Origin of the sequence: Advenella kashmirensis W13003 (genome assembly GCF_000506985.1) — a bacterium.
Classification (GTDB): domain Bacteria; phylum Pseudomonadota; class Gammaproteobacteria; order Burkholderiales; family Burkholderiaceae_B; genus Advenella; species Advenella kashmirensis_A.
The window spans coordinates 399150-420902 of sequence record NZ_KI650980.1 but is presented as its reverse complement, the minus strand read 5'-3'; the positions used below and the strand labels follow the sequence as shown (position 1 = coordinate 420902).

At 54.5% G+C, this 21753-nt stretch carries 19 protein-coding genes and 1 tRNA gene; 9 read left to right on the top strand and 11 right to left on the bottom strand.

What is annotated here, in order from left to right; all coding sequences use genetic code 11:
* The 3 genes from sucC to metE form a co-directional block, all read right to left on the bottom strand.
* Window positions 1–1161 carry an ADP-forming succinate--CoA ligase subunit beta gene (sucC, locus tag W822_RS36795; RefSeq protein ID WP_024005685.1) on the bottom strand — a complete coding sequence of 387 codons (1161 nt, stop codon included), beginning with the start codon at window positions 1159–1161 and terminating at the stop codon, window positions 1–3.
* Between the two features lie 90 nt (window positions 1162–1251).
* Window positions 1252–1824 (bottom strand): DUF2889 domain-containing protein, encoded by a 573-nt coding sequence (locus W822_RS36790; RefSeq protein WP_024005684.1) that lies wholly within the window; start codon window positions 1822–1824, stop codon window positions 1252–1254.
* A gap of 299 nt (window positions 1825–2123) precedes the next feature.
* Window positions 2124–4418: a 5-methyltetrahydropteroyltriglutamate--homocysteine S-methyltransferase gene (gene metE, locus W822_RS36785; RefSeq protein WP_024005683.1), complete on the bottom strand. Its 2295-nt coding sequence runs from the start codon at window positions 4416–4418 to the stop codon at window positions 2124–2126.
* Between the two features lie 304 nt (window positions 4419–4722).
* On the opposite strand from metE, the gene W822_RS36780 reads away from it, so the two are divergent.
* Entirely contained in the window at window positions 4723–5640 is a 918-nt protein-coding gene (locus tag W822_RS36780; RefSeq protein ID WP_024005681.1) for a LysR family transcriptional regulator, read from the top strand.
* 193 nt (window positions 5641–5833) lie between these two features.
* Entirely contained in the window at window positions 5834–6967 is a 1134-nt protein-coding gene (cfa, locus tag W822_RS36775; RefSeq protein ID WP_031242917.1) for a cyclopropane fatty acyl phospholipid synthase, read from the top strand.
* A 98-nt stretch (window positions 6968–7065) separates the two neighbouring features.
* On the opposite strand, the gene recX is transcribed toward cfa, so the two are convergent.
* Entirely contained in the window at window positions 7066–7545 is a 480-nt protein-coding gene (gene recX, locus W822_RS36770; protein ID WP_051401785.1) for a recombination regulator RecX, read from the bottom strand.
* Window positions 7538–8617 carry a recombinase RecA gene (gene recA, locus W822_RS36765; RefSeq protein WP_024005678.1) on the bottom strand — a complete coding sequence of 360 codons (1080 nt, stop codon included), beginning with the start codon at window positions 8615–8617 and terminating at the stop codon, window positions 7538–7540. Before recA ends, recX begins: the two co-directional genes overlap by 8 nt.
* Before the next feature lie 665 nt (window positions 8618–9282).
* Between recA and W822_RS36760 the strand changes: the two genes are divergently transcribed.
* Entirely contained in the window at window positions 9283–10188 is a 906-nt protein-coding gene (locus W822_RS36760; protein WP_024005676.1) for a recombination-associated protein RdgC, read from the top strand.
* A 181-nt stretch (window positions 10189–10369) separates the two neighbouring features.
* Here the strand turns inward: W822_RS36760 and W822_RS36755 are convergent, their stop codons facing one another.
* Entirely contained in the window at window positions 10370–10879 is a 510-nt protein-coding gene (locus W822_RS36755; protein WP_024005674.1) for a hypothetical protein, read from the bottom strand.
* A 129-nt stretch (window positions 10880–11008) separates the two neighbouring features.
* Window positions 11009–13030: an excinuclease ABC subunit UvrB gene (uvrB, locus tag W822_RS36750; protein ID WP_024005673.1), complete on the bottom strand. Its 2022-nt coding sequence runs from the start codon at window positions 13028–13030 to the stop codon at window positions 11009–11011.
* 102 nt (window positions 13031–13132) lie between these two features.
* On the opposite strand from uvrB, the gene W822_RS36745 reads away from it, so the two are divergent.
* The 3 genes from W822_RS36745 to W822_RS36735 all read left to right on the top strand — a co-directional run bounded on the left by W822_RS36745 (window position 13133) and on the right by W822_RS36735 (window position 16374).
* Window positions 13133–14332 (top strand): amino acid aminotransferase, encoded by a 1200-nt coding sequence (locus tag W822_RS36745; protein WP_024005672.1) that lies wholly within the window; start codon window positions 13133–13135, stop codon window positions 14330–14332.
* 140 nt (window positions 14333–14472) lie between these two features.
* Window positions 14473–15159, top strand: coding sequence for a transcriptional repressor LexA (gene lexA, locus W822_RS36740; RefSeq protein ID WP_024005671.1), 687 nt, complete (start codon window positions 14473–14475; stop codon window positions 15157–15159).
* A gap of 18 nt (window positions 15160–15177) precedes the next feature.
* Window positions 15178–16374, top strand: coding sequence for a benzoate/H(+) symporter BenE family transporter (locus W822_RS36735; protein WP_024005670.1), 1197 nt, complete (start codon window positions 15178–15180; stop codon window positions 16372–16374).
* A gap of 124 nt (window positions 16375–16498) precedes the next feature.
* On the opposite strand, the gene W822_RS36730 is transcribed toward W822_RS36735, so the two are convergent.
* A complete protein-coding gene (locus W822_RS36730) occupies window positions 16499–17092 on the bottom strand; it encodes a transglycosylase SLT domain-containing protein (protein ID WP_024005669.1) in 594 nt (197 codons plus the stop codon).
* 75 nt (window positions 17093–17167) lie between these two features.
* Between W822_RS36730 and W822_RS36725 the strand changes: the two genes are divergently transcribed.
* Window positions 17168–18316 (top strand): AI-2E family transporter, encoded by a 1149-nt coding sequence (locus W822_RS36725; protein WP_253272296.1) that lies wholly within the window; start codon window positions 17168–17170, stop codon window positions 18314–18316.
* 122 nt (window positions 18317–18438) lie between these two features.
* On the top strand, window positions 18439–18657 hold the full coding sequence (locus W822_RS36720) for an HP1242/YdcH family protein (RefSeq protein WP_024005667.1): 219 nt from the start codon (window positions 18439–18441) through the stop codon (window positions 18655–18657).
* A 118-nt stretch (window positions 18658–18775) separates the two neighbouring features.
* Here W822_RS36720 and W822_RS36715 read toward each other — a convergent pair whose 3' ends face one another.
* Complete coding sequence (locus W822_RS36715; protein WP_216593308.1) at window positions 18776–19609, bottom strand: porin family protein; 834 nt, start codon at window positions 19607–19609, stop codon at window positions 18776–18778.
* A 230-nt stretch (window positions 19610–19839) separates the two neighbouring features.
* On the opposite strand from W822_RS36715, the gene W822_RS36710 reads away from it, so the two are divergent.
* Complete coding sequence (locus W822_RS36710; RefSeq protein ID WP_437177156.1) at window positions 19840–20844, top strand: linear amide C-N hydrolase; 1005 nt, start codon at window positions 19840–19842, stop codon at window positions 20842–20844.
* A 230-nt stretch (window positions 20845–21074) separates the two neighbouring features.
* Here the strand turns inward: W822_RS36710 and W822_RS36705 are convergent, their stop codons facing one another.
* On the bottom strand, window positions 21075–21362 hold the full coding sequence (locus W822_RS36705; RefSeq protein WP_024005664.1) for an I78 family peptidase inhibitor: 288 nt from the start codon (window positions 21360–21362) through the stop codon (window positions 21075–21077).
* Between the two features lie 302 nt (window positions 21363–21664).
* Window positions 21665–21749, bottom strand: a tRNA-Leu gene (locus W822_RS36700).
* Window positions 21750–21753 lie beyond the last annotated feature (4 nt).

Genomic DNA, 21753 nt, shown 5'->3' with positions numbered 1-21753 from the left:
TTACTTAACGGCGGCAACGACTTTGGTCGCGGCTTCGGCCATGGTATCGGCGCTGATGATTGGCAGTCCGGACTCTGCGAGCATTTTTTTGCCCATCTCTTCGTTGGTGCCCTTCATGCGCACAACCAGAGGGACCGACAGGTTAACGGCCTTGCAGGCGGCAATGACGCCTTCGGCAATCACGTCGCAGCGCATAATGCCGCCAAAAATGTTCACAAGGATCGCTTTGACTTCCTTGTTTTTGAGCATGATCTTGAACGCTTCGGTCACTTTTTCTGCTGTCGCGCCACCGCCGACGTCCAGGAAGTTGGCAGGCTCGCCGCCGAACAGTTTGATCGTGTCCATGGTAGCCATGGCCAGGCCTGCGCCGTTGACCAGGCAGCCGATATTGCCGTCGAGCTGAATGTAGGCCAGATCGAATTTGCTGGCTTCCACTTCTGCAGGATCTTCTTCATCCAGATCGCGGTATTCCACGATTTCGGGATGACGGAACAATGCATTGGAGTCAAAGTTGAATTTGGCGTCCAGTGCGATGATGTCGCCTGAACCGGTCAGAATCAGCGGATTGATTTCGGCCAGTGAAGCATCGGTATCCCAGTACGCCTGATACAGTTTCTGGAATTCGACGGCTGCTTTGTCCACGGACGCATCGGGAACGCCGATGCCGCGAGCCAGTTCGCGCGCTTCGTCATCTGTAAAACCTTTGGCCGGATCGACAAACACCTTGAGGATTTTTTCCGGTGTTTTTTCTGCCACTTCCTCGACGTCCATGCCGCCTTCGCTGGAGGCCATGACGCAGACACGCTGGCTGTTGCGATCCGTCACGATACCCACGTAGTATTCTTTCTTGATGTCCGCGCCCTCTTCAATCAGCAGGCGATTGACCTTCTGGCCTTCGGCGCCGGTCTGGTGCGTGACCAGTTGCATACCCAGAATTTCGGAAGACAGTTGACGGACTTCATCAATGGATTTAGCCAGTTTCACACCACCGCCCTTGCCACGGCCACCTGCGTGAATCTGCGCCTTGACAACCCAGACGGGGCCACCGAGTTTCTCGGCGGCTGCGACCGCCTCGTCTACGGAAAATGCGGGAATGCCGCGAGGCACCGTCACGCCGAATTTTTTCAGCAGCTCTTTGCCTTGATACTCATGGATCTTCATGTATTACCTATTAGCGTAGGATAAAAAAACAAATGCTCCGCACACAGCGAGCACACGAAATAATACTATTTGATGCCGGTGACACGAAAATTACTGCCTTGCCTTGCGCTTGCCGCCGTCTTCCGGCCTGACATACCATTCCGGGTAGTACTCTTTGACTACAGGCGAGGTCAGCGCCAGGGCATGACATCCATCGAGTTGGAACGGCTTTTTGCCCGCCCTTTGCGCACGCTCACGACGTTGAGCCGACAGGCTTTGCACAAAGACGGTGGGCAGCAGTACAACCAACTCCGACATATGCGTACAGCCATCGATGGTGCCGAAACGCTCCCGCACTGCAGCCCGGAACTGGCGCAACAGATGCAAACCGACCAGCCCGCGATACGCGTCCTCAATGGCCATACAGGCGGCATCATACGGCGCCGAATCATATTTGGCACGCACATCGGTAATTAATCCTTCTGCCGTCACCAGCAAGACGATTGTCATATCGTGTACCGGGTCGCCTGCCAGGTGCATGCCCCCGCGCGAGGTCGGAAAATCGTAAGCCTTGACATCCACCAGATGTGCCTCTACTTCCCAGAGGGCGTCCTCTCGGAGATAGGAATTCATGGTAATGCTACGGGTGTGAATTGGCTTTCGTGCCGAGGTACCCAGGGACATGTTCGAAGGATTGTTGATTAATTTGGTCTGTAAACCGATAAAGTATAGCGTACTACCCTGCGCGCCTGCTTTCAAAAAGGCCGTTTTTGCGAAATTTTGCTGCAAAGCAAAACCAGTATGCACGCGCCGGGACGTGTCGACCGACGACTTTGGCCCGGCTCTGCAGCAACCGCGTACCAAGCAGATCCGGTCCTGCTGTATCCGGCGATCGGCCAAAAAAAACACGGGACGCCATGATACGGCGCGCCCGTGATGAAAAAACCGTCAGGCCCCATCCGGGCCCTGACTTTTAAACTGCGTTATACCGCTGACCGCAGAGCCTGCGCCGCATTGACCATTTCGATCAGCGCGCTGCGGGTCTCCGGCCACTGCCGTGTTTTCAGCCCGCAATCAGGGTTGACCCACAACTGCTTACGATCCAGACGCGTCGCAGCCTTGTTCATCAGCTGAATCATCCATTCCCGATCAGGCACATTCGGAGAGTGGATATCATAGACGCCCGGGCCGATATCGTTCGGATAATTGAAGCGCTCAAACGCTTCCAGCAACTCCATGTTGGAACGGGACGTTTCGATCGTAATCACGTCGGCGTCCATGGCTGCAATGGATTCAATAATGTCATTGAATTCTGAGTAGCACATGTGAGTATGAATCTGGGTTGTGTCCTCGACACCCGAGGTGCTTACACGGAAGCAATCCACTGCCCAGTCCAAGTAAGCCTGCCATTGCGCTTTCCTGAGCGGCAGCCCTTCACGGAACGCCGGTTCGTCGATCTGGATCACGCGGATACCGGCCTTTTCCAGGTCCTGCACTTCATCGCGCAGGGCCAGAGCCAATTGCAGGCAGGTTGTCTGGCGTGGCTGATCATCACGCACGAATGACCACTGCAAGACCGTGACTGGCCCGGTCAGCATGCCTTTCATGGGCCTGTCGGTCAGCGACTGAGCATAGGCCGTCCACTCGACGGTCATGGGGATCAGACGGGCCACGTCGCCATAAATGATGGGGGGTTTGACGCAGCGTGAGCCGTAACTCTGGACCCAGCCATTCTGTGTGAAGGCAAATCCGGCAAGCAATTCACCGAAGTATTCCACCATGTCGTTGCGCTCGGGTTCGCCATGAACCAGCACATCCAGGCCGGCTTCTTCCTGGAACTTGACCACTTCACGGATTTCTTCGCGAATGGCTTCTTCGTATTTGGTGTCGCTGATCGCACCGGCTTTCCAGTCGCGGCGCACCTTGCGGATTTCAGGTGTTTGTGGAAATGAACCGATCGTGGTCGTGGGAAAATCGGGCAGACCCAGCGCTTCGCGCTGTTTCGCAATGCGCTCCGCAAACGGCGTGCGCACGCGCGATACCACTGCGGCCTGGCCCAGCCTGTCGGCTACCGCCGGATTGTGGATGCGTCGCGACACCTTACGTTCGGCCAGCGCCTTACGCTGTGCCTCGAGTGCATTCTGCTGTGCTTCGGTCGCGTTTTTGTTCAGAAGCGCGGCCAGCAGGGCCAGTTCATCCAGTTTTTGCACCGCAAACGACAACCAGCTTTTGATTTCCTCGTCCAGCACGGTTTCTTCGGCCAGATCAACCGGCACATGCAGCAGAGACGATGCGGGCGCCAGCCACAACTGTTCGCCCAGTTTATCGGCAGCCGCTTTCACTCGATCTGCGGCGGCATCAAGATCGGTTCGCCATACATCGCGACCACTGATCAACCCCGCTGACAGAACGCGGTCTGCTGGCCAGGATGACAGCACCCGGTCAAGCTGCCCGGGTCCGCGCACCAGGTCAAAATGCACGCCAGCCACCGGCAGCGACGTCACCAGCTCAGTATTGTCGCCCACGTCACCAAAATAAGTGGCCAGCAGAATATCTACCGGTTGGGCGCTGAGTTCGGCGTATACCTGACGATAGGCCTGTTGCCACTCAGCAGGCAAATCGAGCACCAATGCCGCTTCATCGATCTGCACCCACTTCACACCCAGAGCCGCGAAACGCGCCAGCACATCCTTGTAAACCGCCAGCAATGCCGGCACCAATTCCAGCTTGGCCGCATCTTCAGCGCTGGAAAACGCCGGCCCTTTGCTCAGCCAGAGATACGTGAGCAAACCCGGGATAACCGGCTTGACCTGATAGCCCAGGGCCTGCGCTTCGCTGATCTGGTCGAACAAGCTGGTGCGCGCCAGATAGAATGCCTGATCGGCAGCCAGTTCGGGAACGATGTAGTGGTAATTGGTATCGAACCATTTGGTCATTTCGCATGCGGCTGCGGGCTCACCCGTAGGGGCACGGCCACGCGCCATTCTGAACAGGGTGTCCAGATCGACGGAGGCATTTTGTGGGTGATTGAAGCGAGTGGGCACCACACCAAGCGTGGTGGACCATTCCAGGATGTGGTCGTACCACGCAAAATCGCCGACAGTGACAAATGCATTGCCTGCTGCATGCTGGATCGCCCAGTGCCGTTCGCGCAACTGCCTGCCGGTTTCAACCAGCTCTTGTTCGTTTGACTGACCAGCCCAATAGGCTTCCAGTGCTTTTTTCAATTCCCGCTTCACGCCGATGCGTGGAAAGCCTAGGTTGTGTGTCAATGCCATTTCTTAACTCTCTTGGTAATCATTCAAAATTGCCGCCCCTGTGCAAGGATGTGGGGCGACAACGTACGTGGGCTGAATCTGTCAGTGACCAGATTGTGCCCCGGCAGCAACAAAAGCGGGCTTCGAATTCTTGCAATTAATATTAGTAAAATTCATACACTTTTATATCTGTTTGTTTTTTATGATTATTTTTATAAATAATATGGTTATAACAAGACGAAATCACGACTCAGACAACGGTCGCGCACTTTCTTGGTAAGATGAATTCATTAAATGAAATAAACTCACGCCAATAAGCAATATCATGATTGAAATTAAACATCTGGAAACCCTGGTCGCCATTCGCGAAGCCGGCAACCTTCAGGACGCCGCGGAAAGACTGTCCGTCACCCAGTCTGCCCTGTCCCATCAAATTCGCGAACTGGAGGGCAGGCTGAATTTGAACCTGTTGAACCGTCGTACCCGCCCTGCCCGTTTCACCACCGCCGCATTGCGACTGCTGAAGCTGGCCGATGACGTTCTGCCCCGGGTACGCAGTGCCGAGCGCGATATGCAAAAACTGGCTTCGGGCAGCACGGGGCGTTTGTATCTGGCCATCGAATGCCATTCCTGTTTTCAGTGGCTGATGCCCACCCTGGATGCGTTTCGCCTGCAATGGCAGGACATTTCCCTGGACTTGTCAGCGGCCTTTTCGTTCGCACCCATTCCGGCCCTGATACGCGGCGACCTTGACCTGGTCATTACCTCCGACCCCATTCCCAACGAGGCCGTGGAGTACGTGCCCTTGTTCAAGTATGAACTGGTCCTGGCCGTGGCCTCAGACAATCCGTTGGCGCGCAAGCGGTTCATCAAGCCTGCGGATATGGCCAACCAGGTGCTGATCACCTATCCCGTAGAAGAAGAAAGGCTGGACATTTTCACGGCTTTCCTGGATCCGGCAGGCGTTGAACCGGCCTCCATTCGCAAGTCGGAACTGACGCCCATGATTATCCAGCTGGTCAACAGCAACCGCGGCGTTGCCGCCCTGCCAAACTGGGCGCTGACCGAGTACCAGGAACAAAACTGGTTACGGATTGTGCATTTGGGAGAAGCGCCCGGCATCTGGCGCACGCTTTACGCAGCCATTCGCACCGAAGACCTGCAGACACCCTATGTGCAGGCATTCGTCGAACTGGCGCGGGAGATTTCCTTCAAACATTTGGCAGGGATTCGCATGGCCTAAGCGTCTTTTTCACAAGCGTTGTTAATTGCATACGCAACCGCTTTTAGGGTTGCAAAGCAGGCCACCAAAGATATATATTTCCTTTAGGGAAAAAATATTGTAATGCGCAAGGACATGAATTTTTCCTATGCAGTAGCGTATTGTGATGGTTTTCATGCACTTCTCTTTCTCTAAATCAGACAGGAGCAGGACAATGGCCGTGGGCAGTCAACATTCAGCATCCGTGGATCATTTGAGCAAAATTGCTGCATCAGCAGGAATCACGATCAATGGGGATGCACCGTGGGATCTGCGTCTCATTGACGACAAAGCAGCAGACCGCATTCTTGCCCAGGGCAGCCTGGGTCTGGGTGAAAGTTATATGGATGGGCAGTGGGAATGCGAGCAGATCGACGAACTGATCAGCCGCCTGCTAAGACATCGCATTGATGAAAAAGTGAAAACCGCCTCGACCCTGTGGCATGTATTGCGCGCCAAGTACATCAATAATCAGACGCGATCGAAAGCCTGGGAGGTCGGTGAAAAGCATTACGATCTGGGCAACGAATTTTTCCGGGATATGCTGGACGCCCGCATGACCTACACTTGCGGTTACTGGGACCAGGCCACCACACTGGATGAAGCACAGGAAGCCAAGCTGGATCTGGTCTGCCAGAAACTGGGACTTGAGCCGGGCATGACCGTACTGGATATCGGCTGCGGCTGGGGCAGCTTCATGCGATTTGCCGCAGAGCGCTACGGCGTTCAATGTACCGGCATTACCATTTCCAAAGAACAGGCAGAGTACGGGCAGAAAATGTGCGAAGGACTGCCTATCAAATTTGTCCTGCAAGACTATCGGGACCTGTCGGGTCAATATGACCGCATTGTAAGTTTGGGCATGTTTGAACATGTGGGTCGTAAAAACTATCGAACCTATTTCGAAGCGGCCCGAAAAAACCTGAAAGAGGACGGACTCTTTCTGATGCATTCAATCGGTGGCCTATACCGCGACCATGATCCCGACCCCTGGATTCACAAGTATATTTTCCCCAACGGTGAAATTCCGGTCATCGGTCAGGTTGCCGATCATACCGAAGGTCTGTTCATTATTGAGGACCTGCATAATTTTGGTGCCGATTACGACAAAACACTCATGGCCTGGCATGCCAACTTCGAAAAACACTGGGCAAAACACGCGCCTCAGTATTCCCAGCGCTTTTATCGTATGTGGCGCTATTATCTGCTGATTTGCGCCGGCTCCTTTCGGGCACGGGACAACCAGCTATGGCAGTTTGTTCTCTCGCCCAAAGGGGTGCCAGGCGGGTACCGGCGTCCCAAGTTATAACCAGCCCTTCCAGCAGACTGGCCTTGTAGCAGCCGACAAATAGCAACCGGCCCTGCAGGGCGCCGCCATATAGCCAGCCGAGCGACAATGCGGCCTGGCTAATCTTCTGATGGTGAACGGATAATTTTTCTGACAATGTCCGCGGAAAAGCCGCGGCTGAGCAGAAATCGCGTCTGCCTGGCGTACTCCTGAGGAGTGCTGTACACCTGTCCCTTGAATTTTTTTTCCCAGACCACTTTGGCGCGCGCGTATTCCGTGTCATTCAGGCTTTGCAAGGCCGCATTCACTTCTTCTTCAGCAAGCTTATGCTGGCGCAGTTTCGCAGCAATGCGAACCGCCCCCCATTTTTGCGCGCTGACATTTGTGGTTGCCTGCAGAAAACGGCTGTCAGACTGCCAGTTTTCTTTTTTCAGGCGCGCCATCACTGTATCCAGTTCGTCAGGACTGTCTGCGTGAGGCGCCAGCTTCTTTCTGAGCTCGTACTCGGAATATTCACGGCGGGACAAATAAGCGATACCACGGGCAAGCAGGCTGCGGCCCTGGCCGCGTCTGCCCTGCCCTTGAGAAAAATCACTCATCTGCCTGTGCGGCCTGCGCAGCATCTTCAGGGTCAGCAACGAACTCCTGCGCCCGGGCGATGATACCCATATTGTCGCGAACCTTGTTCTCGATTTCGATCGCCATCTCGGGGTGCTCTTTCAGGTATTCACGGGCATTGTCTTTGCCCTGCCCGATGCGCGTACCGCCATAGCTGAACCAGGAACCGGCCTTGTCTACAATATTGGCCTGCACGCCCAGGTCAATGATTTCGCCCTCCCGGGAAATACCCGCGCCGTACATGATGTCGAACTCGGCCTGTTTGAAAGGTGGCGACACTTTATTCTTGACCACTTTGACACGCGTTTCGTTGCCAGTGACTTCGTCACCCTTTTTGATGGAACCAATGCGACGGATATCGAGTCGCACGGAAGCATAGAACTTGAGCGCGTTGCCGCCCGTTGTGGTTTCGGGGCTGCCGAACATGACGCCGATTTTCATGCGGATCTGGTTGATGAAAATGACCATGCAGTTGGTACGCTTGATAGAGGCCGTCAGCTTGCGCAGCGCCTGGCTCATGAGGCGTGCCTGCAGGCCTGGCAGGCTGTCGCCCATATCGCCTTCAATTTCGGCGCGCGGCACCAGAGCGGCGACCGAGTCGATCACGATCAGATCGACAGAACCGGAACGCACCAGCGCGTCGGTAATTTCAAGGGCCTGTTCGCCCGTATCAGGCTGCGAAATCAGCAGATCGGACAGATTCACACCCAGCTTGGACGCGTACTGCACGTCCAGCGCATGTTCGGCATCGATAAAGGCGCAGGTGCCGCCGATTTTCTGCATTTCGGCAATGACTTGCAACGTGAGCGTGGTTTTACCAGACGATTCCGGACCATAGATTTCAATGACACGGCCTCGTGGCAATCCACCCACGCCCAGCGCGATATCCAATCCGAGAGACCCGGTAGAGACGACTTTAATATCGTGCTCAACCTCGTTATCGCCGTAGCGCATAACAGAGCCTTTGCCGAACTGCTTTTCGATTTGTGAGAGTGCTGCGCTGAGTGCCTTGGCGCGTTCTGCGCTGGCGGCTTTGGATTGCTTGTCGTCCATGGAGGGTCCTTGTGACTGAATAGAAAAACCTGATATTGCAATATAAGCCCAAACTGCATCTGATTAAAGGCGTGGATACCGCAAGTACCGACATTTTAGCGTGAGGGTGGATACTTTGTGCCGCCCCCGGCGACTTTCATTCCGATGCATTGCCTTCCATACTGTCCCATCGTGCAGACCGGGCTGATCTTGTGCCTGTCAGGAGTGTTGACAGCAATTATACTGTATATTTAGACAGTATAACGATATTGTCTAAAATTTTTCGCCACGCTGTGCCTTCTTTGCCATATCAATTCAGGACATTGTCAGAGCTTAGCTATTAGTATGGCGCGTGATGCTGTTGATGCGGCAAGTTTCAATCCCCTTTTGGCGCGTCTTCGGCATTGTCAGTGCTATACCCCGTAAGTTTATATAGCACTGAAACCCGTATTAACCTGCCTCCGGGCAGGTTTTTTTTACGCTTTTTTGTGCATCGGGCATTCGTCCGCATATGCCGCTGCAATTCCCGCGCCCGCCTGCATTCCTTTGCTCCCCACCGTCGGCTTCCCGGGAAACGCAACACGCATCGGCGCCTTCAAAAGCGCAAACTTTTACGAAGCCCGGTGCCTCACCACCGCGCTGCAAGCGACGATAGCCGGTACAATGAATCCTTTTGGCGTAAAAGTATGTGGTTTAAGAATCTGAGCGTTTACCGGCTGGCTGCCGACTGGAAACCCACACAGGAAGAGCTGGAGGACAAGCTGGCAAAAGCCGCTTTCGTACCCGGCAACAAATCCGACATGAACAGCATGGGCTGGGTGCCCGCCCGGGAAAACGGTTTGCTCGCCCATGCGGTTAACGGCCAGTATCTTGTTTCCCTGCGCATCGAAAAGAAACTGCTGCCGGCCACAGTCATCAACCAGTTCACTCGTGCCCGTGCGCTGGAAATAGAAGAACAACAGGGCTATAAGCCCGGTCGCAAACAAATGCGCGAAATCAAGGAACAGGTCACCGACTCGCTTCTGCCCAAGGCATTCAGCATTTTTCGCGATACACGCGTCTGGATCGACCCGCAAAACCACTGGCTGGTCATCGATGCGGCTTCTGCTAGCAAGGCCGATGAAGTGATCGGCGCGCTGGCCAAGGTCATCGACCCGCTGCCACTCAAGAGCCTGTATACCGAACAGTCCCCCGCTGCGGCCATGACCGAGTGGCTGCTTGCCGACGAAGCGCCGGCCATGTTTTCGATCGACCAGGATACTGAATTGCAATCATCATCGGAAAACAAAGCGACCATTCGTTACGTGCGTCAAAGTCCCGAGAAAGAAGACGTGCAAAAGCACATTCAATCGGGCAAGCAATGCACCAAGCTGGCACTGACCTGGTCCGACCGTATTTCATTCGTGTTAAGTGAAAACCTGATCATCAAGCGCATTGCGCCGCTTGACATCCTTAAGGAAAACCAGGATATGAATGCCATGGACGAGGAAGAACGGTTCGATGCGGACATGACCCTGATGACTGCAGAACTGGCCGGACTGCTGCAGGCACTGGTCGAGGCGCTGGGTGGCGAAAAGCAAACCGCCAAATAATACGGTACTGCTCAGAAATACGGTACTGCCCAGACAAAAATGGCGACCTGCCCACGCAGATCGCCATTTTTTTCGATTCGTTTATTGCCCGTACTCCACAACTGTCATTTTCCTTCCCGGGAAGTTAGCCCCTGCTCAACATTCCTTGCGCCACCGGTCCTCGTGCGCGACAACAGCCAGGTTATTGCAAATTGATGGTAACGGTGTACGGCACCGGCGTTGCCTTATGTGCGATGGCCGCCTGCTCCTGGCGGGACTCCATATCTGTTTTGAACAAAACCCGCAGTTCATATAGCCCTTCGGAAGGGATGACATATTCTGTATCGCGTTGCAGGGAATAAGCTTCCTGACCGAACAGCGTGAGCTCAATGGACTCGTCCCCCTTCAGATTCACCTTCAGTTTCTGATCCTTGAATGCCCGGAACTGGTATGACGAGTAACCTGCACCCAATATATAGCCGGTATACATGATGGAGTGTTCGTTCAGCGGAAAGCGAACGCTCTGAGTCATATTGGTCAGCGAATTGATCAGGGCTTCGTTATGCTTTTGTTCGGCTTCCTGTTTGGCCGGAACCGGTTCGGCGACCGTCTCGACAACCTGTTTCTCTATATATCCGACAATAATGACACTCAGAACCGTTACCAGGGCTATGAGCGCAATGAATTGTTTACTGAAGGAGTTCACACGCATTTTGGGTCAGATCGAACTTGTTGAAAAACGGACTGTATCATAACCTGATTTATAAGGACCTTAATCGGCGGGTAGGTAAAGAATGAATATTGAATATCCGTTCCGTCATAAAGCAAAAGGGACGGCCGCTTACCGCAACAATACCCTTTCCTTGAGCCTTGTGAGCTGATCGCGCGCCGCCGCCGCCTGCTCGAACTCCAGGTTGCGGGCATGATCCTGCATCTGTTTCTCCAGCTTGCGTATTTCCCTGGCCAGTGCCTTTTCGTCCACCAACAACGCTTCTAGGCGGATGTCTTCCGAAGTTTGTTCCTCAGACCCATCCTGGATGACGCCATCGATCATTTCCCTGACAGACTTGCGCACACCCTGCGGCGTGATACCGTGTTCGGTATTGAAGGCAATCTGCAGATTGCGCCGCTTTTCGGTTTCCTGCATGGCGCGATGCATGGAGTCGGTAATACGGTCTGCATACAGGATCGCACGGCCATTCAGATTTCGGGCGGCGCGCCCGATGGTCTGGATCAGGCTGCGTTCTGAACGCAGAAAACCTTCCTTGTCGGCGTCCAGAATGGCAACCAGCGATACTTCGGGAATATCCAGTCCTTCGCGCAGCAGGTTGATCCCCACCAGGATATCAAACTTGCCCAGTCGCAGATCGCGAATAATTTCCACGCGTTCCACGGTATCGATATCCGAATGCAGATAGCGCACCTTCAGGCCGCTTTCGGTCAGGTAATCGGTCAGGTCTTCTGCCATACGCTTGGTCAGTGTGGTGACCAGCACCCGCTCGCCCACAGCGATACGCTGCTTGGCTTCACCCAGGAGATCGTCCACCTGGGTGAGCGCCGGACGCACCTCGACCATGGGATCGACCAGACCGGTTGGGCGCACTACCTGGCGCACCACATTGTCGGAATGCTCGTTTTCATAGTCGGAGGGCGTAGCCGAGACAAAAATGCTTTGCCGGATGCGCTGCTCAAACTCTTCCATTTTGAGTGGCCGGTTGTCCATGGCCGACGGCAGGCGAAAGCCAAATTGCACCAGGGTTTCCTTGCGCGAGCGGTCACCGCGATACATGGCGCGCAACTGCCCCATCATCCAGTGGCTTTCATCGAAGAACATCAGGGCGTCTTGTGGCAGGTAATCAATCAGCGTGGGCGGCGGCTCGCCTGGCGCAGCGCCTGACAAATGTCGCGAATAGTTTTCGATTCCCTTGCAAAAACCCAGCTCCTGCAGCATTTCGATATCAAACCGGGTGCGCTGTTCAATGCGCTGCGCCTCAACCAGCTGATTATTGTCCACAAAGAAACGGGTGCGCTCGCGCAATTCTTCCTTGATGGTTTCAATCGCGCGCAATACCGTATCGCGCGGCGTGACATAATGCGAGCTCGGGTATACCGTGAACCGGGGTACCCGCTGGCGTATTTTGCCCGTCAGCGGATCGAACAGATCGATGCTTTCCAGCTCATCATCAAATAATGACAGGCGCACCGCCAGTTCCGCACTTTCCGCCGGAAAGATATCGATGACTTCGCCACGCACGCGAAAGGTGCCGCGGGTAAAGTCAATATCGTTACGCTCATACTGCATGGAGACCAATCGGGCCAGAATTTCCTGGCGCGGGGTGTGGTCGCCCGTGCGCAACACCAGGACCATGGCATGGTAATCGCCGGGGTTACCGATACCATAGATGCAGGAGACCGTACCGACGATAATGGTGTCGCGTCGCTCCAGCAGGCTTTTGGTTGCCGACAGGCGCATCTGTTCAATATGCTCGTTGATGGAAGAGTCCTTTTCGATGAACAGATCGCGCGTTGGCACGTACGCTTCGGGCTGATAGTAATCGTAGTAGGACACGAAATACTCAACCGCGTTGCGGGGAAAAAACTCGCGAAACTCGGAGTACAGCTGCGCTGCCAGCGTTTTGTTGGGGGCCAGCACCAGCGCTGGCCGTCCCAGGCGCGCGATAACGTTAGCCATCGTGTAGGTTTTGCCCGAACCGGTCACGCCCAGAAGCGTCTGGTACATCAGGCCGTCGTCCACGCCTTGCGTGAGGGCCTCGATGGCGGCCGGCTGATCGCCGGCGGGCGGGTATGGCTGGTAAAGCTGAAACGGGCTGTCGGCAAATTCGATAAATCCGGCTTCGCTCATAGATTGTGCATCCAGGGGTTAAATTGCCGCTGATTTCGGCGTACAATCATCCATTATCCACTTTTATTGACCTTCCCTGCAACCTTACCTTCCTTTAAAACGATGACCACTCTTTTCAATGCCGTCGAGCTCGCCCCCCGTGATCCCATTCTGGGCCTGAATGAACAATATAATGCCGATACCCGTGATACCAAGGTAAATCTGGGTGTGGGCGTATATTACGATGACAATGGCAAGATCCCTCTGCTCAAAGCGGTGCAGGAAGCCGAAAGACAGCGCGTCCAGGCGCACGCCGCACGCGGCTACCTGCCTATCGAAGGTATCGGCAATTACAACAAGGGTGCTCAGGAACTGCTGTTTGGAAAAGATTCAGCCGTCATTACCGAAGGTCGCGCGCTCACCTTCCAGGCCTTGGGCGGCACGGGTGCGCTGAAAATCGGCGCCGATTTCCTAAAGCAGCTGCAGCCAGATGCAACGGTCCATATCAGCGACCCGAGCTGGGAAAACCATCGCGCGCTGTTTGAACGCGCCGGTTTCAAGGTTGAAACCTACGCCTATTACGACGCCACAACCCATGGCCTGAACTTCGACGGCTTTGCCGCCTCGGTCAAGGCCATGCCGGAAGGCTCGATTGTTGTGTTGCATGCATGCTGCCACAACCCTACCGGCGTTGATCCGACCGTGGAACAGTGGCAGCAGATCGCAACCATTATCAAGGAACGCAAGCTGGTTCCTTTCCTGGATATCGCCTATCAGGGCTTTGGCGATGGCCTGCAGGAAGACGCTGCCGTGGTGCGCCTGTTTGCCGATCTGGGCATGTCCATGTTTATCAGCTCTTCTTTCTCCAAATCATTCTCGCTGTATGGCGAACGCGTCGGCGCCCTGACCGTTGTGACCGGCAGTGCCGATGAAGCCACCCGCGTGCTCAGCCAGATCAAGCGCGTGATTCGCACCAACTACTCCAACCCGCCCACACACGGCGGCATGGTGGTTGCACAAATCCTGAATACGCCCGAATTGTTTGAGCAATGGGAAAATGAACTGGCGCAAATGCGTGATCGCATCCGCGACATGCGCAAGCAGCTCACCGACAAACTGAACGCAGCAGGCGTCAAACAGGATTTCAGTTTCGTCATGGCACAGCGCGGCATGTTCTCCTATTCCGGTCTGACCAAAGAACAGGTGGAACGCCTGCGCAATGAGCACGGTATCTATGCTGTCAACAGCGGCCGGATCTGCGTGGCCGCCCTCAACAGCCGCAATATCGACAGCGTGGTCAAGGCCATCGCCGCGGTACTTTGATCCACAACGGGCAAATTCGCGGCTCACAGGCGTTTTTCAACTGAAAACGCTTGCCAACCGGTAACGAATGCGGCAGAATACGGACTGTATATACATACAGTCCGTTTTTTATTTATCCGCCACTTTCGTTACGGGAAACCATGAGCCTTAAACTCACCGCGCGCCAGCAGGAAATTCTCAATCTGATCAAAGCTGCCGTTGAACGAACCGGCTTTCCACCTACCCGTGCTGAAATCGCCACGGCGCTGGGGTTCAAATCACCGAACGCAGCAGAAGACCATTTGCGCGCCCTGGCCAGAAAAGGCGCCATCACACTTACTGCGGGCGCTTCCCGAGGCATTCGGCTTGTCGACGAACCCGATAATACTGCCATGACAAGCCCGACCACGCGATCCTCCCCATCCAGTACGGGCGTGTCGCTGGCAGACAGCCTGCGCCAGCTGCTGCTGCCCGTGGTGGGTAAAGTGGCTGCCGGCAGCCCTATTCTGGCAACCGAACATATTCATCGCGAGCTGACCATTGACCCGTCGCTGTTCGAGCAACAACCCGATTACCTGCTGACGGTGAAAGGCCAGAGTATGCAGAACATCGGCATCATGGATGGCGATCTTCTGGCTGTCAAGCGTTCTCACGAAGCGCGCAACGGCCAGGTGGTCGTGGCCCGAATTGATGACGAAGTGACAGTCAAACGCTTTAACCGCAAGGGTCGCACCATTGAACTGCTACCCGAGAACGACGAATTCTCGCCCATTATCGTGACCAATGAGAATGACTTCGCGATCGAAGGCATTGCAGTCGGATTGATCAGGCCGCATAATCTGCACTGATTCTCTTTTGGTGCGGTCATGAACGTCTGGCAACAATTCAAATATGATTTTTCGGCTTCGGCGTTCATCGCGGGTTTTATTACGGTTCTGGTCTCCCTGACCGGACCTGTCGCCATCATCATCCAGGCCGCCAAAATGGGCGATCTGAGCCAGGCGCAGCTCACCAGCTGGATCTGGGCCATGTCCATTACCAGTGGCGCTTGCGGACTCTGGCTCAGTCTGCGATATCGCACTCCCATTGTCTGTGCTTTTTCTACCGGCGGCGCTGCGCTGTTGATCGACGCCCTGCCGCAATACGCTTACAGCGATGTGATCGGTGCCTATATATTTGCTGCCGTGCTGGTTGTGCTGCTGGGAGCCAGCGGCCTGTTTTCCCGCCTGATGCAGCACGTACCGCGCAGCATCGTCTCTGGCATGCTGGCCGGCATTCTGTTCGTGTTCGGCGCACATTTGTTTGTCTCGCTGCAACAGGCGCCGACACTGGTGTTGCCGATTATCCTTGCGTACCTGATCATCAAGCGTGTGATTCCACGCTATGCGGTACTTGCCGCATTGCTGACAGGCGTCATCGTCTGCCTTCTGCTGGGCCAGCTCAACACCCAGGTGCTGCGCTTTACGTTTGTGATTCCAGAAGCGACCCTGCCGGGGCTGTCCCTGCCCGCGTTAATTGGCGTCGCAGTCCCGCTGGCCTTTGTTGCCCTGGCATCCCAATACGCACCGGGCGTTGCCGTACTGCAATCCAGTGGTTACCACCATACCCCCATTTCACCCCTGATTACCACGACCGGCATCTCGACCATTCTGTTTGCGCCGTTTGGCCTGCACGGCACCACCCTGGCCGCCATTACGGCCGCCATTTGCACCGGGCCCGAATGCCACCCCGATCACCAGAAACGCTATGTCGCTGCGGTGGTTTGCGGCGTGTTCTATATTTTCTTCGGCTTGTTTGCGACCGTGGTCACCACCCTGTTCATTGCCATTCCGGAAACCTTTGTCGCCTCGCTGGCGGGCCTGGCATTGCTGGGGGCACTGTCGTCAGGGCTGGCAGGCGCCATGGCAGATGAATCAGAACGCGAGGCCGGTGTCATCACGTTTCTGATGACCGCCTCCGGAGTGTCATTTTTTGGCGTCGGCTCGGCATTCTGGGGCCTGATCGCCGGGGTCGTTGCCTACGCGATTTTGGTGTGGAAGCGCAAGGCTTTACAGCCGGACTGACCCGCGCGGCTGGCCGATCTGCGCAGATACACTGATTTACGCAGTCGCGTCTGCCTGCGTAACTGCTCGCCCCCACGCGACAACACTGACCAACACCGCAACGACCATCCATCCCTGCAACACATTACATCAGTTCATCACGACACTGGTTATATTGCGCTGTATAGCGCGCCGCCCGGCTGCGAACAATCTCGGCGGTACGCATCAGCCACGCCTTGGACTGATACGTTTTTCTGCGATAGCCGCCCCATCCTTCGTGGTAATTCAAATATTGCCCATAAGCATCCCATTTGGATGTGCCGTTGAGCACCTGGGCCTTTGACATATACCAGCCCATGAAATCCAGGGCGTCCTCAAAGTCATCGCGACTTGCACTTTGGCCGGTTTCACGCTCGTAATCGCTCCAGACTTCGTCTTTGGCCTGGGCATAGCCATAAGCCGAACTGACCCTGCCCCATGGAATAAACCACAGGACATAATTCTTGGGAGGCTTGGCATCATGCCGATAGGAAGATTCCTGATACATCATCGCAAATGGTACGGGAACAGGCACGCCCCACTTGGTTTGCATCTCCAGAGCGGCGGTGTGCCAGCGCGGCTTCTCCCGAAAGATTTCGCACAGATCTTCGGCGTTTTTCGGCGGCGCCGTAGAGCATCCTGCCAGCGTTGCGACGCCAGCCAATATCACAAGTGTAAGGAGTGTTTTCAATCGCAGCACGGACCTGTCACCTCTATTGCAAATTTGCCACCATTGTAAAGAATATCTACTTGAATCTGAACAAAATCATCTAGAATGGCATCAACCTTCATCATGCTGACGCCCATTATGGCCTATCTGAACCGCTCCAGTATTTACTTCAATACGTTTATCATTATCCTGATTGCGGCCTCCCTCGCATTCTTCAGGCTGCTGGTTCCGTTTTACGGCGCGATTTTCTGGGCGATCGTCCTGGCTGTACTGTTTCGCCCCCTGCAAGTGTGGATTCTGGAACGACTGCCAGGCAGAAACACGACAGTCTCCATTATCACACTGATTATCTGTCTGCTGATCGCCATCATCCCGCTGATCCTGATCTCCATTTCGCTGATCAACGAATCAGTCATGCTGTACCAGCGCGTGGAATCGGGCCAGTTCAACATGGCCGAATATATCAGGCAGATTTCAGATGCGCTACCCGAGTCGGTCCGCAACTTTCTGGCGCAATTCGAGATCTATAACTTGTCTTCACTGTACGCCAAAATCTCCTCCAGCATGATGCAGGCCAGCAAATATCTGGCGACACAGGCATTCGACATCGGACAGAACTTCTTCGCGTTTCTGGTTGAATTCTGCATTATGCTTTATCTGCTGTTCTTCCTGCTCAAGGACGGCCCGGCCCTGACGCATCGTATCAAGAATCTGATCCCCCTGACGGACGAACACAAGCAGTTTTTGTTTCAAAAATTCAATACTGTGGTGCGTGCTACCGTCAAGGGCAACGTGGTCATTGCTGCCGTGCAGGGTCTGCTGGGCGGGCTGATTTTCTGGATCCTGGGCATTCAGGGTGCCCTGCTGTGGGGGGTCGTGATGGGATTTCTGTCATTATTGCCCGCAGTCGGCGCAGCCATAGTCTGGCTGCCTGTGGCCGTGTATTTTCTGGTGACAGGCAATGTCTGGAATGGCGCTATTCTGATTCTTTTCGGCTTCCTGGTGATTGGCCTGTCGGACAATATCCTTCGCCCCTTATTGGTCGGCAAGGATACCAAAATGCCGGATTATCTGGTGCTGATTTCCACGCTGGGCGGCCTGAGCCTTTTCGGTTTGACCGGCTTTGTCATCGGCCCGCTGATTGCCGCCATGTTCATTGCCATTTGGGATCTGTTTCCTGCTGCGGTCAATTTGAATGACAAAAACAAAGCGGCGCCGGCCACTCACCGGCGCCCGCCCCCACCCGCGGAATAATTGGAAAGTTTGCGTAATAGCCTGTTTCCATTGAGAAAAAAACGCCGCGCCCGAATCCTTGGGTGCGGCATTCTTTGTCTGTATAATGAATTTTTCAACCACAACAGACGGAGGTCGTCGTTATGTTCCCTGAATATCGTGATTTAATATCCCGGCTCAAAGAGGAAGATGCCAATTTCAAACGTCTCTTCAACAAACATAATGATCTGGATCAGGAGTTACAAACGCTTGAAACGCAGGACTTCAGTAACAAACACACTGAAATAGAAAAGAAAAAAAAGGAAAAACTGCAGCTCAAGGATCAGCTCTATAGCATGCTGAAAGAAAAAGCAGCTACCTGACCAACGACGAATCCGTAACCGGGGCGCAATGCCCCGTTTGTCATGGTACGGTGTCATTTGAAAATATCATGGAAAATTGCCCGCCTGTCCCAGGCGATGCCGCCGTCTCACTGTCAATCTAGAAACGATACGTCAGACCCAGCACCGGGCCACGCAATTGGGTGTCATATACGTGGCCGTTGCGGTCGTAATCCACGTCCAGCACCTTGTAACCCGCCGAAACCGAGAGATGATCGCTGAAAGCGTAGTTGAGGGTGGCCTGTGCAGACCAGGCAAACCGCGAGCCGGCTCCAAAGCCTCCAATACTGGCCAGCCCCTGAACCGAGAGTTTATCCGTCACATTCGTGAAGACGCGTGCTCCGATGACAGGCTCAGCCCAGCCAAAGCTTTCTCTGTAACTGCGCGAACGTCCCAGCGCACTCACTTTGAGCTTGTTCGACACGTGCCAGATGCGCATACCGGCCAGCGCATCGAGCGTCAGTTCCGGCGTATCGACCACACGATAACCGCCCAGCAGGGTAGCCATGAACAACTTGGAATCGACCTGACCTTCCAGCTTCGTGCCTGGCGGAACGGGCCCGATACCAGGCAAAGGACCAGACCCCCGAATTTCCCGTGTATCCACATAGGCTAGGTCTGCCGACAAGACATAGCGGCCGGATCGCCCCCACACATCGATAAATCCACCAAGCCGAAGATCATCAAAAACCTTGGAAAACGATTTATCTACTCCAATTGTCGGCCCGCGCCGGAACGGCGAAATGCGCCCGTGAAGTTCTGCTGCCCAGAGATAGGGAGTGATCTGCAGCGCCCCGTCAGCATTGCGAATCAGTCCCGGCGTTTCGAGGGCAGGATCGCCGGCGGTTTCGGTTGAAAGCGGCTCGGCAGCATGGGCCGGGAGTGCGCACCATGGCGCCAGAGCAATGGCCAAAGCCGGGACAAATCTGTTCAAGACAACCTCTATGGTAAATGGTGCGCTCAGATGCATTCGCATCATTCGCTACAGGGACGACACAAACCCCTGGCCCGGACCGGCCAAATTCCCCCTCACCGCTGTCGGATAATCTAAGTATACTGTAGTTTCATTTTTTAATTATTCCAAATATTTTTAAGGAAAGAAGCATGCTTGTGAAACCACATTCGCTCAAGACGCTCTGCACCGCCATGGCGGTCACCGCAAGTATGCTTGCGACCTCGGTGTATGCCTGCACCCGGTTCGTCTATCACGGTCACGGCGACGAAATTATCACGGCACGGTCAATGGACTGGAAAGTGGATGTGGGCACCAATTTATGGGTCTTCCCGCGCGGCATGCAGCGCTCGGGAGAAGCCGGGCCCAATTCGGTTAAATGGACATCCAAATACGGCAGTGTCATTGCCTCGGGTTACGATTTTTCGACCACAGACGGCATGAATGACGCCGGACTGGTGGCCAATCTGCTGTGGCTGGCCGAATCGACTTATCCTGAATACGATGGCAAAACCCCCGGTTTATCCATAGCCGTCTGGACGCAATATGTCCTGGATAATTTTGCAACGGTCCAGGAAGTCGTCGATACCCTGAAGACAGAGCCTTTCACATTGGTAACAGATAATGTACCGGGAGAGAACCGGCTGGCCACGCTGCACCTGTCCCTGTCCGATGCCTCGGGCGATAGCGCCATTATCGAGTATATCGATGGCAAGCAAGTGATCCATCACAGCCGCGACTATCAGGTCATGACCAATTCCCCGATATTCGAAAAACAGCTTGCCATGGAAGAATACTGGAAACAGATCGGCGGGACCGTGATGCTGCCCGGCACCAATCGCGCATCGGATCGTTATGCCCGTGCCATGTTCTACGTCAACGCTATCCCAAAGAGCGAGAATGAAGTCGAATCCATTGCCAGCGTGTTTTCCGTTATTCGCAATGTGTCGGTGCCCTTTGGCCTGACAACGCCAAATGAGCCGAATATTTCATCAACACGCTGGCGCACGGTTGCCGACCAGAAACGATTGCGGTATTTTTTTGAATCGGCAGTCAATCCCAATATTTTCTGGGTAGACTTGAAAAAACTGGATCTGTCTGAAAAAACAGGCAAGGTGATGACCCTGCAATTGGGGAAAAACCAATCGACGATATATTCGGGTATGGCCAATGAACAATTCAAACCGGCCAAACCGTTCAAATTTCTGGGACTTTAACGTTCCGGCGCTTTAACGGCTGCCCGCTGGTTTGAGTCCTGTCGACCCGCCAGCGGGACCCATTTGACAAAACACCCAACGCCCGGACAGCGTTGAATCCCCTGACCAGCCCTCACCGGTGAACGACCAACGCATGGTTGTATGTCGTGCGATGTAAACCGCGTTTGGCTATCAGCGCGCAGCGCCAGAGCCTCTGCCAGTGTCATCATACCTGTATCCCGTTCATTCTTTTACCCGCAGGTGATCCGCTCGATTTTACTGTCCTTGCCTACATATACATTCAGACGCTGCGCCGAGTAATCCATGGTTACCACTGTGTCAGGATGAATAATGCGCGTATTTTTGGGCAATGCGGATCGATCAAGCGCTGCGCCTGCCGTTCCGACCAGATTCTGACGGCTCGCGGCACCGCATTCGTCCGTCGCCTGTGTGTGGACCGGACGTTGACCCTGACTGGTAGAAGGCGATTGACACGCCGCAAACATGACCAGAGGAATAATGGCAAAAATGGATTTCATGGAAACTCCTTTAAATCGACATGCTTCTTTATACACCAATTGCCTTGGGCATCTTGCGGGATTCGTGCAGACAAGGCCAATTACGCACGACCATCGCTGCATGCGTATGCCGGCTCAATGCGGTTGAAATGAGGCAGGATTAAACAGAGTTTGAATGAAGTAAGATTAAGCGCAGAGGGAGCTTATTTGAGAATACTCGTCCTTCGTTTGCGGGGCGGGGCTGGCCTGTCGGGTTGAACCACAGCGCCTAATAAGAAGGAGAGTGAACAGTTGATCGTTGCGATCAACAGGTATAAAAGCTTTGGTGCCCAAGGGGGGACTCGAACCCCCACACCCGAAGGCACATGGACCTGAACCATGCGCGTCTACCAATTCCGCCACCTGGGCATAA